Source organism: Paenibacillus sp. FSL P4-0081, assembly GCF_000758565.1.
In the GTDB taxonomy this organism is placed as follows: Bacteria; Bacillota; Bacilli; order Paenibacillales; family Paenibacillaceae; genus Paenibacillus_AQ; species Paenibacillus_AQ phytohabitans.
The window spans coordinates 5,424,532-5,440,127 of sequence record NZ_CP009280.1 but is presented as its reverse complement, the minus strand read 5'-3'; the positions used below and the strand labels follow the sequence as shown (position 1 = coordinate 5,440,127).

The 15,596-nt window shown below is 51.1% G+C and carries 15 protein-coding genes; 10 read left to right on the top strand and 5 right to left on the bottom strand.

The features are described from left to right. Positions 1-62 precede the first annotated feature (62 nt). Together P40081_RS37710 and P40081_RS23425 are read right to left on the bottom strand one after the other, a co-directional pair. Positions 63-581, bottom strand: a complete 519-nt coding sequence (locus tag P40081_RS37710; RefSeq protein WP_197074261.1) for an accessory gene regulator ArgB-like protein — start codon at positions 579-581, stop codon at positions 63-65. Further along, positions 562-1,233, bottom strand: coding sequence for a hypothetical protein (locus P40081_RS23425; protein ID WP_042138714.1), 672 nt, complete (start codon positions 1,231-1,233; stop codon positions 562-564). The genes P40081_RS37710 and P40081_RS23425 overlap by 20 nt, the downstream gene beginning before the upstream one ends. Positions 1,234-1,363: 130 nt before the next feature. On the opposite strand from P40081_RS23425, the gene P40081_RS23420 reads away from it, so the two are divergent. Continuing rightward, positions 1,364-1,882, top strand: a complete 519-nt coding sequence (locus tag P40081_RS23420) for a DinB family protein (protein WP_042138713.1) — start codon at positions 1,364-1,366, stop codon at positions 1,880-1,882. A gap of 350 nt (positions 1,883-2,232) precedes the next feature. Here the strand turns inward: P40081_RS23420 and P40081_RS23415 are convergent, their stop codons facing one another. Further along, a complete protein-coding gene (locus tag P40081_RS23415) occupies positions 2,233-2,802 on the bottom strand; it encodes a thymidine kinase (protein ID WP_042138712.1) in 570 nt (189 codons plus the stop codon). A gap of 157 nt (positions 2,803-2,959) precedes the next feature. Here P40081_RS23415 and P40081_RS23410 point away from each other — a divergent pair, with 157 nt between their 5' ends. The 4 genes from P40081_RS23410 (at position 2,960) to P40081_RS23395 (ending at position 8,207) form a co-directional block, all read left to right on the top strand. Then, positions 2,960-3,193, top strand: coding sequence for a hypothetical protein (locus P40081_RS23410; protein WP_042138711.1), 234 nt, complete (start codon positions 2,960-2,962; stop codon positions 3,191-3,193). A gap of 18 nt (positions 3,194-3,211) precedes the next feature. Next, positions 3,212-4,990, top strand: coding sequence for an ABC transporter ATP-binding protein (locus P40081_RS23405; RefSeq protein ID WP_042138710.1), 1,779 nt, complete (start codon positions 3,212-3,214; stop codon positions 4,988-4,990). Next, positions 4,971-6,818, top strand: a complete 1,848-nt coding sequence (locus tag P40081_RS23400) for an ABC transporter ATP-binding protein (RefSeq protein WP_042138709.1) — start codon at positions 4,971-4,973, stop codon at positions 6,816-6,818. Before P40081_RS23405 ends, P40081_RS23400 begins: the two co-directional genes overlap by 20 nt. Before the next feature lie 258 nt (positions 6,819-7,076). Next, the gene (locus P40081_RS23395) at positions 7,077-8,207 is read left to right on the top strand and encodes an IS4 family transposase (RefSeq protein ID WP_042135621.1); all 1,131 of its coding nucleotides are present in this window, start codon (positions 7,077-7,079) and stop codon (positions 8,205-8,207) included. Positions 8,208-8,613: 406 nt separating this feature from the next. Here P40081_RS23395 and P40081_RS23390 read toward each other — a convergent pair whose 3' ends face one another. Further along, entirely contained in the window at positions 8,614-8,919 is a 306-nt protein-coding gene (locus P40081_RS23390) for a DUF2627 domain-containing protein (RefSeq protein WP_042138708.1), read from the bottom strand. A 167-nt stretch (positions 8,920-9,086) separates the two neighbouring features. On the opposite strand from P40081_RS23390, the gene lpdA reads away from it, so the two are divergent. The 5 genes from lpdA to lipB all read left to right on the top strand — a co-directional run bounded on the left by lpdA (position 9,087) and on the right by lipB (position 15,368). After that, the gene (gene lpdA / locus P40081_RS23385; protein ID WP_042138707.1) at positions 9,087-10,508 is read left to right on the top strand and encodes a dihydrolipoyl dehydrogenase; all 1,422 of its coding nucleotides are present in this window, start codon (positions 9,087-9,089) and stop codon (positions 10,506-10,508) included. Between the two features lie 268 nt (positions 10,509-10,776). After that, positions 10,777-11,808, top strand: coding sequence for a thiamine pyrophosphate-dependent dehydrogenase E1 component subunit alpha (locus tag P40081_RS23380; protein WP_039300370.1), 1,032 nt, complete (start codon positions 10,777-10,779; stop codon positions 11,806-11,808). 4 nt (positions 11,809-11,812) lie between these two features. Next, entirely contained in the window at positions 11,813-12,799 is a 987-nt protein-coding gene (locus tag P40081_RS23375) for an alpha-ketoacid dehydrogenase subunit beta (protein ID WP_039300367.1), read from the top strand. Between the two features lie 381 nt (positions 12,800-13,180). After that, positions 13,181-14,590 carry a dihydrolipoamide acetyltransferase family protein gene (locus P40081_RS23370; protein ID WP_042138706.1) on the top strand — a complete coding sequence of 470 codons (1,410 nt, stop codon included), beginning with the start codon at positions 13,181-13,183 and terminating at the stop codon, positions 14,588-14,590. A gap of 76 nt (positions 14,591-14,666) precedes the next feature. Beyond that, positions 14,667-15,368 (top strand): lipoyl(octanoyl) transferase LipB, encoded by a 702-nt coding sequence (lipB, locus tag P40081_RS23365; protein ID WP_197074404.1) that lies wholly within the window; start codon positions 14,667-14,669, stop codon positions 15,366-15,368. Positions 15,369-15,441: 73 nt separating this feature from the next. On the opposite strand, the gene prli42 is transcribed toward lipB, so the two are convergent. After that, positions 15,442-15,543 carry a stressosome-associated protein Prli42 gene (gene prli42 / locus P40081_RS38635; protein WP_099052488.1) on the bottom strand — a complete coding sequence of 34 codons (102 nt, stop codon included), beginning with the start codon at positions 15,541-15,543 and terminating at the stop codon, positions 15,442-15,444. Between the last annotated feature and the right edge of the window lie 53 nt (positions 15,544-15,596).

Genomic DNA, 15,596 nt, shown 5'->3' with positions numbered 1-15,596 from the left:
AAAAAAGCGGGCAGATACGTTAAGGGCAGAAGAAGCATGTTTTGCGACCTGTCTTTTCATGATTAGCACCTCCTTTTCCAAGGAATTATTGTAACTGACTGGACTAAAAATGCCAGTCCGATGACAGAGGATGCAATAAAAAAATTTAAACAAACCATTATAACTGAAATTAATTTTAGTGAAGGGTACCATTTCACTGGGATTTGGGTATTTTTATCTGGATTTGGTGCAAATAGAAGCACTAGAATTAAAGAAATAGCTGTAACGAACCAAAGGATGGTATCTGTAAGCTGAAATAAATAAGGGGTCATGGAGCAAATTAAGATCGTCACAATATTACATGCTGTTGCGGATTTTAGGTGAACTCCTCCTGAAAAAACACGAAGTAATGAAAGGCTTATATAGAATATCAGGGTTTCTTTGAGATTGTTCAATATTAATCCAATAGACAGTGAAACGATGAAGGTCAAGAGTGTATTCAAAATAATACTTAAAGCATATTGCATAACTTCAACTGATACTGTTTCTTCAGGGTTAGTTTTCTTTATGGCGAGTGAAATTTTAAGAGCCAAACTGTTCAAAATCATCACCCCGATTTTTTTTGTCTGATTGATACAGGTATCCAAATAAAAGTAGAGCATAGATTAAAGGTATAATAAAGAAAAATCTGAATAGATGTTCTGCAAAAAATAGCATTAGCATTGCAAAAATAATCGAAGGAATTGTTAGAATAAACATAATTTTCTCGCGTTTTCCGATAGTGATTTTTTCATCAGGTTTATCCGGAATAAAGTCAAATCCTTTTCTTCTTTTACCCACGTAATTAGCAATGATAATAGTAGTTGTTGCGGTCAGGATTTGTAATATATAGATTCCTGTAGAAATCGTTGGATAGTTAAGTCCGTATATCCCTGTATAATCAATGATTAAATATAGAAGAGACTGTATTAACAAATAGGATTGGTAAGCAATCGCTGTCATTATAAATGCATAAAAAATATGAATGCGAAAAAGTAACCATAAAAAGCAAATGATAAGAGTGTATTGTACTAGAACATCTAGTTCTGCAAGTTGGTAATCGTAGCGGAGGACATAAGAAAAAAACGCCATAATAATACCCGCAAAGATAATCTCTTTAGAATAAAGATCAATCTTGAACAATTTGAATCCAAGATAGAACAATGCAGAGCTTTCTAATACGGATAGGATTATAAAGAGCACAAAATCCAGCATGCCTACACTCCCAAATACCAAAGTAGCTAATCTTGGTGATATTATACATAATAGGATAAAATGCAACAACAGTTTTTGACACTTTCCGGCAAATATTTCTTAAAAAATGTATTTTGAGAGGAGTTTTACCATGCAGAAGCGTCCAGAGCAGGGAGAATACACCGAATTCCAGTCCAGATATATTACTTTGGTGCCGCCAGAAGGAGATTTGAGGGTCATTCTAAGAGAGCAGACGCAGCAAGTATTGGCTCTGTTTGGCGGACTTACTGAGGAGCAAGGCGCATACCGGTATGCACCAGGGAAGTGGAGCATCAAAGAAATGATAGGGCATCTAACGGATAACGACCGGATTATGTCCTACCGTCTGCTTTGTTTTGCCAGAGGAGAGCAGGCGCCGCTGCCCGGCTATGAAGAGAATGATTACGCTGCTGCTGGCGGATTCGACCGCTTCTCGCTACAGGAGATGATCACGCATTACCGGATCGTCCGGGAGTCCACCCTGACGCTGCTGGATAGTCTGCCGGAGGATTCCTATACACGCAAGGGGAGCTTCGGTGGAATAGCCATGTCGGTTCGGGCGCAGGCCTGTCTGATTATCGGACATGAGCTGCATCATCTGCGGATTCTTCATGAACGTTACTTGAACTAAAATGCTGTAATTAGGCAGGAGGGGAGCGCTTATGAGCTTGCTAAAAGGCATCTGGCATTTCTTCGTTCCGCGGGAACGCACATTAGTATATACCACTTTTGACCAGGGATACCCAGCGTGCTAATTATGGAGGAAAGGCTACGGTTCAGCATGATCTGTATGTACGTAAGGAAGATGAGCACAGTGCACTGAAGGCTATTCATTAGAATAAAACACAAAAAACGCATTTTAGCCTAACAATGGCTGGAATGCGTTTTGGTGTTTTCTATCTATAAAGTGATTAAAGGAAATAACAAAAGGCTAAATAGGATTGGAAGGGGAAACCTTTTAAGCCTTTTATACATTCTTTTTTACAATGGAGGATTCTTGTGGCATTTGCGGCAGACCGGGTAATAGGCTTCATTGCCGCCAATCTGAATCTGTTTGCCGCTGTATACAGGCTTGCCGTCTTCGACCCGTAGTGCCATGGTGGCTTTCCGGGCGCAGAACCAGCAGATGGTCTTCATTTCCTCAATCTTGTCGGCGTAGATCAGCATGTATTTGCTGCCTTCGAACAGATTGTTCTGGAAATCATTTTTGAGGCCGAAGGCCATGACCGGAATGCCGAGCTCATCGACAATGCGCACGAGCTGGAGAATGCAGTCCTTAGTCAGGAACTGGCACTCATCTATCAGCACACAGTGGGGTTTCGGCAGATTGCTGCTGACAATGCTGTAGATATCCGTATTCTCGTCGATAGGGATGGCCTGCTTGCGCAGTCCGATCCGGGAAGAGATGTAACCGACTTCGTCCCGGTCGTCAAGGGATGGAGTGAAGAGGAGTACCGACTTGCCCTGCTCCTCGTAATTATGTGCAACCTTGAGAATCTCAATGGATTTGCCGCTATTCATTGCCCCATACTTGAAAAATAACTGTGCCACGTCCATCTATCCTTTCGCTGTTCAGCTTGGTTAATAGTATCCGAAAAATGCGACCTTATTAGAGTATCATATTCGGGGCCGGGGTAGCCAGTGAAAAGATTGCTCCAGCGGGGATGTGATATAATGAACGCAATTATGTCTTCAGCAGGAGAATCTTGTGAACAGAAAGGAAGTTTATCAGGTGACAGAGAAATTGGAGCAATACAAGGAACGGCTGAACCTACTTCAGGAGAAGGGGGAACTAAGCCCTGAGTCGGAGGATTTACTGGTTCAAATGCTGGCAGAAATGACGGAGCTTCACCGCAGCAATAAGGCATTGCGCCGGGTCATCCTGAAATCGGGACAAGGCTCAGCGATGTCTACCCGTCTGCGGGATGCGCTCTACGAATAAATAAATGGGGTATAACCGATGAAGCTAACCTTCTCTTATCTTAAAAAATACCGTGTCGCAGCCATTGCCGCGCTGGTAATGATGCTGATCGAACTGGCAGTAGAGCTGTCGCAGCCTTTGCTGATCTCCAAAATCATTGATGAAGGCATCCGGGAAAAAGATACAGCGGTAGTCTGGCTGTGGGGCGGTGTGCTAGTGGGAAGCGCGGCAGTGGCGTTTCTTGCCGGAGTGCTCAGCTCCTTTTTTGCATCACATGCCAGCCAGGGGTTCGCATTTGACCTGCGGGACAAGCTGTATGAGAAGGTGCAATCCTTCTCTTATGAAATCTTCAGCCGGTTCCCTACTTCGTCGCTGATTACAAGGCTTACGGGTGATGTGTCTCAGCTGCAGGATACAATATTCATGGGTTTGCGGTTCATGACCCGTATCCCGCTGGTAGTGGTGGGCAGCGTAATTATGGCGCTCGTGGTGCATGTCAAGCTGGGGCTGCTGCTGACGGTGACGCTGCCGTTTTTGGTGATTTTCCTCCTATGGCTGATGCGGAGAGCCTCTGTTCTGTTCCGCAATGTGCAGAACCGGCTGGATGATGTCAATGGTGTCATTCAGGAGAACCTTACCGGTATCCGCCTGATTCGTGTATTTGTACGCATGGGTCATGAGATTAGCCGGTTTGCCTCATTCAGCGGGAAGCTGATGCAATCGACTGTATCCGCGCTGCGGCTCACGGAGACCTCGACACCGTTCATTATGATCATCGTGAATGCTGGAATTCTGGCTGTCTTATGGTTTGGCCGGATTGAGATATCCACAGGTGATGCGACGCTCGGCCAGACCGTTGCAGTCATTAATTACTCCCTGCGCACCATGGGTGCACTGTCTGCGCTGTCTTGGATCATGGTAAGCTTCTCGCGCGCCAGAGCTTCTTCCGTGCGCATTGATGAAGTGATGTCGGCCAGTGAAGGTCCGGGGGAATTGGGAATGGCGCCCCTGAACGGGATGGGGCCAGCGCAAAAGGGTCCTCTGAATCAGAATAAGGTGCCAGCCATTAAGGGGAAGGTCGAGTTCCAGCAGGTCGGCTTCAGTTATCCCGGCAGTGAGATTAAAGTGCTGGAGGACATTTCCTTCACGGTGCAGCCTGGAGAACGTGTGGCGATTATGGGTGCAACGGGCTCAGGTAAATCCTCTCTGGTAACATTGATCCCCCGTCTGTATGAGTGTGGCAGCGGTGTCATCAGGATTGACGGGATGAAGCATACGGAAATTGGCATACAGGCACTGCGGGGATCGATTGGTTATGTACCGCAGGAGGTACTGCTGTTCACCGGCTCGATCCGAGAAAATATTGCCTGGGGTAACGGGCAGGCGGGTCAGGCGGACATTGAGCAGGCAGCCGCAGCGGCACAGATTCATGAGACTGTTACAGGACTGCCGGAGGGGTACGATACCCGGCTTGGGCAACGCGGAGTCAATCTGTCCGGTGGACAGAAGCAGCGTCTGACCATCGCGCGGGCACTGGTACGCAAACCGGCGATTCTGATTCTCGATGACAGCACCAGTGCGCTTGATGCGGTGACGGAGGGGTTTTTACTGGCGGAGCTGAAGACGATGTCCTGCACAACGTTCCTCATCACCCAGAAGATCAGTTCCACTGTGTCGGCCGATCTGATTCTGCTGTTGGACGAAGGACGGCTGATTGCCCAGGGGACGCATACAGAACTGATGGATGCGTCCCCGCTGTACCGCAAAATCTATCAGTCACAGACAGGGGAGGCGCAGCATGTTCAAAGCACTCATTGAGCCGTTCCGCCATCCGAAGCTGGAGGTCGGACTGGGAGAAGGGAAGGTCTTCGGGGCAATGGGCGCCCGGAAACCGAAGGCCAAAGCCAAGAACTGGTCCGGTACGCTTGGACGGATATGGAGTTACCTTGCGGAGCGCAGGGCTAAGCTGTTATTGGTACTGTTTATGGTCCTGCTCAGCTCAGGACTGTCCCTGCTTGGACCTTACCTGATCAGCCGGGCGGTGGACCATTATCTTGAAGGGGACGGGGGCAGAACCTGGGTGATTTTTCTGGTCACACTGGCGCTTGTCTATCTGCTTAATTCTCTGATCTCCTGGCTGCAGAATATCTGGATGATCGAGATTGCCCAGGAGACCGTATACCGGATGCGTACGGATCTGTTCTCTCATCTGCACCGTCTGCCGATCTCCTTCTTCAACCGCAGGCAGCAGGGGGAGATTATGAGCCGGCTAACCAATGATATTGAGAATATCAGCTCGACGCTGAACAGCTCGGCGATTCAGATTTTCTCCAGTATCCTGACGCTGGTGGGTACGGTGGGGGTAATGCTGTGGCTCAGTCCCTTGCTGACGCTGCTGACCTTCATCGTTGTGCCGCTGATGATGCTGGGTATGCGCTGGATTACCCGGCGGACCGGCCCGCTGTTCAAGGAACGGCAGCGCAATATGGGGGAATTGAACGGTTTTATAGAAGAAACGTTGTCCGGGCAGCGGATTATCAAAGCGTTCTCGCAGGAGGAGCGGGTCATTACCGGCTTCAGGGAGCGCAATACACGGATTATGCTGTCAGGGTACTGGGCGCAGGCGATATCCGGTTTCATTCCCAAGCTAATGAATGGTCTGAACAACCTAAGCTTTGCAATCGTTGCCGGAGTCGGGGGGCTGCTCGCCATCCGCGGACTCGTAACAGTAGGGATAATTATTGCTTTTGCCGAATATGCACGTCAATTCACCCGCCCGCTGAATGATCTGGCGAACCAGTGGAACACGCTTCTGTCGGCAATTGCCGGAGCGGAGCGGGTATTCGAAGTACTTGATGAAGAAACAGAAGCCAGGGATGAGGGGGCAGCGGTAAAGCTGCAGCATGTGGAGGGCGCGGTGAAGTTCTCGGGCGTATCCTTCTCCTATGATGGAGGCGCAGATACACTGCAGGATATTTCTTTTGAAGCTAAGCCCGGAGAGATGATTGCGCTGGTTGGACCTACAGGAGCCGGCAAAACCACCCTAATCGGCCTGCTGTCCCGCTTCTACGATCCGAGTAAAGGAAGTATTACGCTGGACGGAAGAGAGCTCTCCACGATTACCCGGGAAAGTCTGCGCAGCCACATGGCCTTCGTATTGCAGGATTCCTTCCTGTTCAAAGGAACGATCCGCGACAATATCCGTTACGGCAGACTGGAGGCATCCGATGAAGAGGTGGAGGAAGCCGCGAAGCTTGCCAATGCCCATGCCTTCATTATGAGGCTGCAAGGGGGCTATGACCGGATGCTGTCCGTAGACGGCAGCGGCATCAGTCAGGGGCAGAAGCAGCTGCTAGCTATTGCCCGGGCAATTCTCGCGAATCCGTCTATGCTGGTGCTGGATGAAGCTACGAGCAGTATTGATACAGTGACCGAGATTAAGATTCAGGAAGGCCTTCAGGCGCTGATGAAAGGGCGGACGAGCTTTGTGATTGCCCACAGGCTGGGCACGATCCGGGCTGCTGACCGCATACTGGTGCTCCAAGGCGGACGGCTGATTCAGCAGGGTTCCCATGAGGAGCTATTGCGGCGGGGCGGTCTCTATAGCGAACTGGTACAGGGGAGCAAGGGGGCTGCTGCGCAGTAAGTTGCTGCCGGCAAGGATGGGATAGGGAAGATGCTTTGCTGAAATGGGCGGTGCAGGATGGGCTTCCGGGCTGCTGCTGTTGCTGTGGCCGCACGAATGTCCCGACTATATCCGCTTTCCGGGGACAGAGATCGGGCAACTTTAATGAAATCCTGCACAAAATATAGGCGTGTTGATTTCCCAAAAAAAGGGACAAAAAAGGCCGCCATTTCGGGTAATGGTAAGTACGACCAAACCAAACCGAAATGAGGCGACCTCATGAATAAATATACCCCATTCTTAGCTGTTTTCAAACAAGTGTTAACATCGGATGAAGTCGAAATGGTGACCGGACAAACCAAGGACTACGTGGATAGAGGAACCAAAATGACCGTCGGGTTGCTACTCGATTACTTTGTCCAAGCCTGCTACCACAAATGGGACGGCTTCCGGCAAAGTGCCCGCTTAGGCCCAAACTTTGACTTGCCTGAGATTCATTACTCCACCCTTTCCGGCAAGGCCGGTGAAGTCCCTTACGAAATCTTCAAACGTATCTTTCAAATGCTCGTCACGAAATGTAACCGTCAAACCCGGCGGCATCTGAATCTGCCTAAAGATCTTCTGCTGATTGACTCGACTACGGTCACGGCGGCGAACTCCCGAATGCCTTGGGCCTCGTACAAAAAATTCAGAGGGGGCATTAAGCTGCATGTTGCTCTTTCGCAGGGTCAGCGTTCACCCGTGAACGTGGAGGAATCGATCGCGAAGCGCAATGACGCTCCGTTTGGAGAAGTCTTGGCAGATACGGACTACATTTTGGTACAGGATCGGGCGTACGGAAAAATCAGCAGATTGGATCAATATGTGCTCCAGGGCCAGTCGTTTGTGATTCGACTCAAAGACAATCTCCATTTGGTGAAGCCGAGAAACCTCCAGCGACCCGCAGAGGGAGAAACGAACATTGTTCGTGATATTACTTGTTATATCGGTCAAGGGAAGTGCCAATCCGCTAAGCGCCACCGGGTCGTAGAATTTGAGAATGACCGGGGGGAAGTCGTACGGGTCGTGACCGATTTGAGAAAAGAGTCTGCTTATGTGATCGCTGAAATCTATAAGGCACGCTGGGAAATTGAAGTCTTTTTCCGCTGGATTAAACAGCATCTGAACGTGCCATGTCTATTTGGAACCACTGAAAATGCAGTATACAGCCAATTGTTTGTGGCCCTTGCGGTCTATGTACTTTTGAGACGTGTTTATGATGAAATCCACCCCAACGTGCCTGCCTTTGCTCAACTGACCCTTTGGGAATTTATGCAGCATTGGCGTATATTTAGTCTTCCGCTGGAGTGGCAGGTTCAACTTAGTCTGCTCAGGAACAAGGTTGTTTTGGGAATTATATCCATACCATAATATGGGGAATCAACAGGCCTGCACAAAATACAACATTTCCCTCTACCTACCGGCCTAAAACCATAATTGTTGTAGTAAATGCAGGATTTCACTTTATTTAAGCGGCTTAGCCGGATTATTGTTGTATTTCATACAACAATCCACCCGGATACCTGGCTATCTGGGTATCAAAGTTGCAAAACATACAACATTTTTGTCTGCAGCGGCCTAATAGACAGTGCTTCCTAGGCCGGTAACGAATCAAGTATAAGAGGTTGTAGAATTCCGGGTGCGGATCGGGATTTTCTCCGGCTCAAGTTACATTGCAGTTGGTTTCAGAACATTCGAACGACAAAAGGGGATGCCTCTGCAGCCATTTCAATCCTGGCTTGGGACATCCCCTGCTTATTAGTGTTATTGATTATTATTAGGGTGTGGCATTGGTGGACGGGGGCTGCTGCGCTTTCTGTTTCTCTCTGAACCGTGGTCCTACGTAGTTCTTCTTGCGGTCCCGGGTCAGAATCCAGCCGCCGAGGAAGCTCATCCCGGCCAGGAACAGCAGTAATCCTCCGCCAAAATGCAGCCAGGCGAAATCCGGAGTGACGGACTCGTCGCCATGCATGGAGATAAAGTTGAAAATATCATCTTTCATCATCAGGAAACCCTTCATGGCCAGAAGGCCGGGGATCACCAGGATAAGGATGGCAATGAAGCGTGAAATGAGCAGTTTCATAATCGTCCCTCCTCTTCGCAACCGTTTGAATTCACCCCTATGATAACGCTTCAATTGGCAAAAGTCCATGGATACATGACGTTTATAAGTTTTGTAATAGAATCAAAAGAGAGTACAATATAATAGGTTAAACTGAACTTTAGAGGAATGACTGGAGGATACATATCATGACAATTACCTGTGACGTGGCGATACTTGGTGGAGGTACCGGCGGTTATGTGGCGGCGATCCGCGCCGCGCAGCTCGGCAAATCCGTCGTCGTTATCGAAATGGACAAGCTGGGCGGAACCTGCCTGCACCGCGGCTGCATTCCCAGCAAATCACTGCTGCGCAGTGCCGAGGTATTTGCTGAAATCAAGGAGAGCGAAAGCTACGGTATAGAGACAACTGGCGTTGAGCTGGTGTTTCCCAAAGTGCAGCTGCGCAAGGAAGCGGTAGTGGAGCAGCTCCATCAGGGTGTGCAGTATTTGATGCGCAAGAATAAAATTCAGATTCTCAAAGGCAAAGGCCGGATCATCGGCCCGTCTATCTTCTCTCCGCGAAGCGGTGCAGTTGCCGTGGAGCTGGAGGATGGCGAGATGGAGACTGTAGTCTCCACCAATCTCATCATTGCTACCGGATCACGTCCGCGTGTACTGCCTGGCCTGAAGCCTGACGGCAAGGTGATTCTAAGCAGTGAAGAAGCGCTGACGCTCGAAGAGCTTCCGGCTTCGATTATTATTGTGGGCGGCGGGGTTATCGGCGTGGAATGGGCTTCGATGCTGGCCGATTTCGGTGTGCAGGTAACTATAGTTGAGGCTGCAAGCCAGCTGCTGCCGCAGGAAGACGAAGAAGTGGCCCGAGAACTGCTGCGTCTGCTCAAGAAACGCGGAGTCAAAGTGTTGACCGGTACTACCGTGGATGCAGAGACCTGTAGTATATCGGAATCAGGAATTACAATTGAAGCCCGCAAGGGTGAGCAGAGCCAGAGCCTGTCGGCCGAGAAGCTGCTGGTATCCGTAGGGCGCGTAGCGAATATCGAGAATATCGGCCTGGAAAATACAGATATCCGCTTCGACAAAGGTGTCATCGGAGTGAATGCCAGCATGCAGACGGGGGAGCCGCATATCTACGCTATTGGCGACTGCATCGGCGGACTGCAGCTGGCACATGCGGCCAGCCATGAAGGCATCCGTGCCGTGAATCACCTGGCTGGCGAAACGCTCCATCCGTATGAAGCCCATCTTGTTCCCCGCTGTGTCTATACGCGGCCGGAAGTAGCAAGTGTCGGTTATACCGAGAAGGAAGCGAAGGCGCTGGGACATGAGACTGTAACCGGCAAATTCCCGTTCTCGGCTATCGGCAAAGCGATTGTCTACGGCATGAAGGACGGCTTCGTAAAAGTGGTCGCCGACTCGAAGAGCGGGGATATCCTCGGCGTGCAGATGATTGGCCCGCATGTGACGGACCTGATCGGTGAAGCGGCATTGGCACAGATTCTGGATGCAACACCCTGGGAGGTTGGCGAGGCGGTCCATGCCCATCCGACACTTTCGGAGATCATCGGGGAAGCGATGCTGGCGGTGGATGGAAGAGCAATTGGATTCTAGGATAAGATGAAAGGGCTAAAGTGAATGCCGGACGGAGCTGAGGGCGCTTGATGCGCCTAAACAGCTCCATAGCGGCATTTCTTGGCTTTTCTTTTTGTATGGAAAGGGATTATAATGAACTTAGAATGAAATTAGTACCTGGTTTTAAGATCAGGACATATACTTTGTTGAGTCATGCTTAACAAAGTTAGCGAACGCTTCCGGAGCCGGTTGTACGACCTGAATTCAGGAAGCTATGCTTACAAAACTTTTAGGAGGTACCTCTTATATGGAATCCCAAGGTACTGTAGAAACCGTTAACCGACATAAACAGCTTGGACTCAGCGACGGCCAGGTTATCGATATGTACAGATTCATGCAGCTCGGGCGCAAATACGATGAGCGCAGTCTGCTCCTTCAGCGCGCAGGCAAGATCAACTTCCATGTGTCCGGCATCGGACAGGAAGCGGCGCAGGTCGCAGCGGCTTTTGCGCTGGACCGGGAGAATGATTATTTCCTCCCGTATTACCGTGATTATGCGTTCGTGCTGACGGTAGGAATGACCACGCGTGAGCTGATGCTGTCCGTATTCGCCAAGGCGGAAGATCCCAATAGCGGCGGCCGGCAAATGCCGGGCCACTTTGGAAGCAAACGCCTGCGTATCGTAACGGGATCAAGTCCGGTTACGACCCAGGTTCCGCATGCTGTAGGCTTCGCGCTGGCGGCCAAGATGCAGAAGAAAAAGTTTGTTTCCTTTGTTACGTTCGGTGAAGGCTCCAGTAACCAGGGGGATTTTCATGAAGCGTGTAACTTCGCCGGTGTGAATAAGCTGCCGGTCATCATCTTCTGCCAGAACAACCAGTATGCGATCTCCATTCCGGCCCACAAGCAGCTTGGAGGCAAGGTCAGTGACCGCGCCCTCGGCTATGGCTTCCCGGGTGTCCGGGTGGACGGCAATGATCCGCTTGAGGTCTACCGTGTGGTCAAAGAGGCGCGGGAGCGTGCGCTCGCCGGAGAAGGCCCCACCCTGATTGAAGCGATGATGTACCGCCTGTCGCCGCATTCCACCTCGGATAATGATCTGGCTTACCGGACCAAGGAAGAGGTTGACGAGAACTGGAAAAAGGACGGCATCGCCGCGTTCCGCACGTACCTGACCGGACTGGGTCTGTGGAGTGACGAGCAGGAGCGTGATCTGGTTGCCGAATATAATCTTGAATTGAAAGAGGCCATAACCTACGCCGAAAATGCACCGTTCCCGAAACCGGAAGATACGCTGTTGCATGTGTACGATGAATCCGGCCTTAAGGGAGGAGCATAAAGCCATGGCGATGATGGAATATATCGATGCAATCCGGCTGGCAATGAAGGAAGAGATGGAGCGCGATGATTCGGTGTTCGTGCTGGGTGAGGATGTCGGCGTGAAGGGCGGCGTATTCACGACCACCAAAGGACTGCAGGAGCAGTTCGGCGCAGAGCGCGTGCTTGATACACCGCTTGCGGAGTCAGCGATTGCCGGCGTGGCGATCGGCGCGGCGATGTACGGCATGAAGCCGATCGCCGAAATGCAGTACTCTGATTTCATGCTGCCGGCAACGAACCAGATTATCAGCGAGGCGGCCAAAATCCGCTACCGTTCCAATAACGACTGGAACTGTCCGGTGGTAATCCGCGCGCCTATCGGCGGCGGGATCTTCGGCGGATTGTACCACTCTCAGTGTCCGGAATCGATCTTCTTCGGTACTCCGGGACTGAAGATTGTAGCCCCTTACTCGGCTGCCGATGCCAAGGGACTGCTGAAAGCTGCTGTCCGTGACCCCGATCCGGTGCTGTTCTTCGAGAACAAGAAATGCTACAAGCTGATCAAGGAAGATGTGCCGGAGGGCGACTACATTGTGCCAATCGGTGAAGCGAATCTGCTGCGTGAAGGCAGCGATATTACGGTGATCGGGTACAGCCTTCCGCTGCATTTTGCGATGCAGGCAGCGGAAGAGCTGGAGCGCGAGCAGGGCATTACCGCGCATATTCTGGATCTGCGCACCCTGCAGCCGCTGGACCGCGAGGCGATTATTGCCGCTGTCCGCCAGACCGGCAAGGTGCTGATTGTCCACGAGGACAACAAGACCGGAGGCATTGGCGGCGAAGTGGCAGCAATTATCGCTGAACACTGCCTGTTTGATCTGGATGCGCCAATCTTCCGCCTGTGCGGACCTGATGTGCCGGCGATGCCAATCTCCCCGCCGATGGAGAAGTTCTTCATGCTGAGCAAGGACAAATTAAAGGCGGAGATGCTGCGTTTGGCGCAGTACTGATATATGTGAACAACAGGTGAGGTCTTTATGTTCAGCCTGTATGTACATTGGGCATGAATGTTGCAATTATTGCAGCTTAGATTCGAAATTAGCGGTGGGTTAGGCAGGATTGCTGTATGAAATACAACAATTTGCACGCTTATCCGCTTGGATAAAGAGAAATGCTGCCTTTTGTACAACTTTTCTGATTTTTGGCACATTTAAGTGGTGAAATGTTGTATTTTGGGCAGGATTTCGTGGCTACATGCTTCCGAAGTCAGTTTTGTCGAAGCTAACTCAGGAAGTATGTGCTTACAAAACATAAGTGTATGCTTCCGAAGCCAGTTTTGTACGAAGCTGCTTCAGGAAGCTTGTGCTTACAAAACTTTAAGGAGTGACATTATGTCTGACAATACAAAGCTGACGGATGTAATCATGCCGCAGCTGGCAGAATCGCTGGTATCGGCGACGATCGGGAAATGGCTGAAGCAGCCGGGCGATACGATCGAGCAATATGAGCCGATCTGTGAGCTGATTACGGATAAGGTAAATGCTGAGCTGCCGGCTACCGTAGACGGTACGCTGGTGGAGCTGCTCGCCGAAGAAGGCCAGACGGTCAGCGTCGGCGAGATCATCGCCCGCATCGCAGTAGCCGGTGCAGCAGCCCCTGCGGCATCCGCAGCGGCCCCGGCAGCTGCCAATGCCGCAGCAACAGCGGCCTCCGGCGCAGCGCCGCAGCCTGCCCACGCCTCCGTCCGGCCGTCTGTGCCGGCTGCGGCTTTTGACGCGGATGCTCCGATGCGTTCCCGTTACTCTCCGGCTGTGCAGACGCTGGCCGCCGAGCACGGCATCAACCTTGCGGCCGTGCCGGGCACCGGCCTGGGCGGACGCATCACACGCAAGGATGTGCTCGCGTTCCTGGAGAGCGGTGCAGCTGCGGCTCAGCCTGCAGCTACAGCCCCAACTGCTGCTGCTCCTGCGCCGCAGCAGCCTGTATTCCAGCCTATTCAGGAAGAAGTGCGCGGAGAGCTTCAGCATTTGCGTCACTCCGGCCTGCACTTAAGCGAGTCGCCGAAGATTCCGACGATCGAAGTGGAAGGCGGGCGGGGCAGCAGCTCGGAATACCTGATCGACGTTACGCCGATCCGTAATACGATCGCTACCCGTATGCGCCAGAGCGTCTCGGAGATTCCGCATGCCTGGACGATGATTGAGGTCGATGTGACCAATCTTGTCGTGCTGCGCAACAAGCTGAAGGATGAGTTCAAGCGCAAAGAGGGCATTAATCTGACCTATCTGGCCTTTTTGATGAAGGCGGTTGTCAGTGCAATCAAAGATTATCCGATCATGAACTCCGTCTGGGCCGTTGACAAAATCATTGTCAAACGCGATATCAACATCTCGCTCGCTGTAGGCACAGAGGACTCTGTAATGACACCGGTCATCAAAAAAGCCGACCAGAAGAACGTCGCAGGCTTGGCCCGCGAGATCGACGAACTGGCGCTGAAGACCCGTGAAGGCAAGCTGCGGCTGGAAGATATGCAGGGCGGCACGTTCACGGTTAACAATACCGGCTCGTTCGGCTCGATTCTGTCCTACCCGATCATTAACTATCCGCAGGCGGCGATTCTAACCTTTGAATCTATCGTGAAAAAACCAGTGGTCATCAATGATATGATCGCCGTCCGCTCGATGGCCAATATCTGCCTGTCGCTGGATCACCGGATTCTGGATGGAGTCATCAGCGGGCGTTTCCTGCAGCGCGTGAAGGATAATGTGGAAGGTTATACGCCGGACACCAAGCTGTACTAATGTTTTAACAAGGCAGCTGCGGAACCCTGTGACAGGGAGAATATGAAGCAAAGGGGACCTTATGACCATGGACAACCTGAACTTAAGCAAACTGGAAGTTTCCTATCTCCCGCTGATGGAATACGGCGCGGCCTGGGAGCTGCAAAAGGAAGCGGTGCAGGGGATTGACGCAGGCACCGCTTCCGAGCGGCTGATCCTTCTGCAGCATCCGCCTACCTATACCATCGGTTCACAGAATCATCCGGAGCATCTGCTCCTTAGCGTGGAACAGCTTGGGGAACAAGGGATTGCGCTGTTTGAAATCGACCGCGGAGGAGATATTACATATCACGGACCGGGCCAGCTTGTAGGTTATCCTCTCCTGAAGCTTGGCGAAGACGGCAAGGTCGATCTGCACGGATATCTGCGCAGGCTGGAGGCCGTTATTATTGCCTATCTGGCTTCACACGGGATATCAGGAACCCGCAAGCAGGGATATACGGGCGTATGGGTCGGCGATGAGAAAATTTGTGCGATCGGCGTCAAATTCAACAAGAGTAAATTCCGCAGAGGTTTTATTACCAGCCATGGCTTCGCGTTCAACATTTCAGCCGGAATCAGCCAAAGCGGCTTCTCGGGAATCATACCCTGCGGCATTGCCGAGTACGGGGTCACTTCACTTGAGGAATGCACCGGGCGCTCCTTTGGCCTGGAGAGTGTTGCTTCCGAGCTGGTGCCTTATTTCCTGCAGCAGTTTCCGTATGAAGCGGTTGCCGGGGCTGTAAGTGCTGCAGAATAAGGAATGCTGAATCCAGGCAACGTCAAACAGCGCCCGGAGAACCCGGACGCTGTTATTCAAGTACTAAACGTGACTAACCGGCCATAAACGGCTCGATGACGAACAGCACCGTAGAGGCGATCATAGCGATCAGCATGATGTAGATAATGATGCGGAACCATTTTTTCTGTTGCATGAGTGACTCCTTTGAGATTAGTTTAAGTTAAGAACGTAGGCGTAAATGAACGC

Bases quoted from the DNA above. Each gene is read 5' to 3' on its own strand.
- P40081_RS23425 (WP_042138714.1), bottom strand. From the start codon at position 1,233: ATGCTGGATTTTGTGCTCTTTATAATCCTATCCGTATTAGAAAGCTCT.
- P40081_RS23370 (WP_042138706.1), top strand. From the start codon at position 13,181: ATGTCTGACAATACAAAGCTGACGGATGTAATCATGCCGCAGCTGGCA.
- P40081_RS23405 (WP_042138710.1), top strand. From the start codon at position 3,212: ATGAAGCTAACCTTCTCTTATCTTAAAAAATACCGTGTCGCAGCCATT.
- lpdA (WP_042138707.1), top strand. From the start codon at position 9,087: ATGACAATTACCTGTGACGTGGCGATACTTGGTGGAGGTACCGGCGGT.
- P40081_RS23375 (WP_039300367.1), top strand. From the start codon at position 11,813: ATGGCGATGATGGAATATATCGATGCAATCCGGCTGGCAATGAAGGAA.
- P40081_RS23395 (WP_042135621.1), top strand. From the start codon at position 7,077: ATGAATAAATATACCCCATTCTTAGCTGTTTTCAAACAAGTGTTAACA.
- P40081_RS23380 (WP_039300370.1), top strand. From the start codon at position 10,777: ATGGAATCCCAAGGTACTGTAGAAACCGTTAACCGACATAAACAGCTT.
- P40081_RS23420 (WP_042138713.1), top strand. From the start codon at position 1,364: ATGCAGAAGCGTCCAGAGCAGGGAGAATACACCGAATTCCAGTCCAGA.
- P40081_RS23400 (WP_042138709.1), top strand. From the start codon at position 4,971: ATGTTCAAAGCACTCATTGAGCCGTTCCGCCATCCGAAGCTGGAGGTC.
- prli42 (WP_099052488.1), bottom strand. From the start codon at position 15,543: ATGCAACAGAAAAAATGGTTCCGCATCATTATCTACATCATGCTGATC.
- P40081_RS23390 (WP_042138708.1), bottom strand. From the start codon at position 8,919: ATGAAACTGCTCATTTCACGCTTCATTGCCATCCTTATCCTGGTGATC.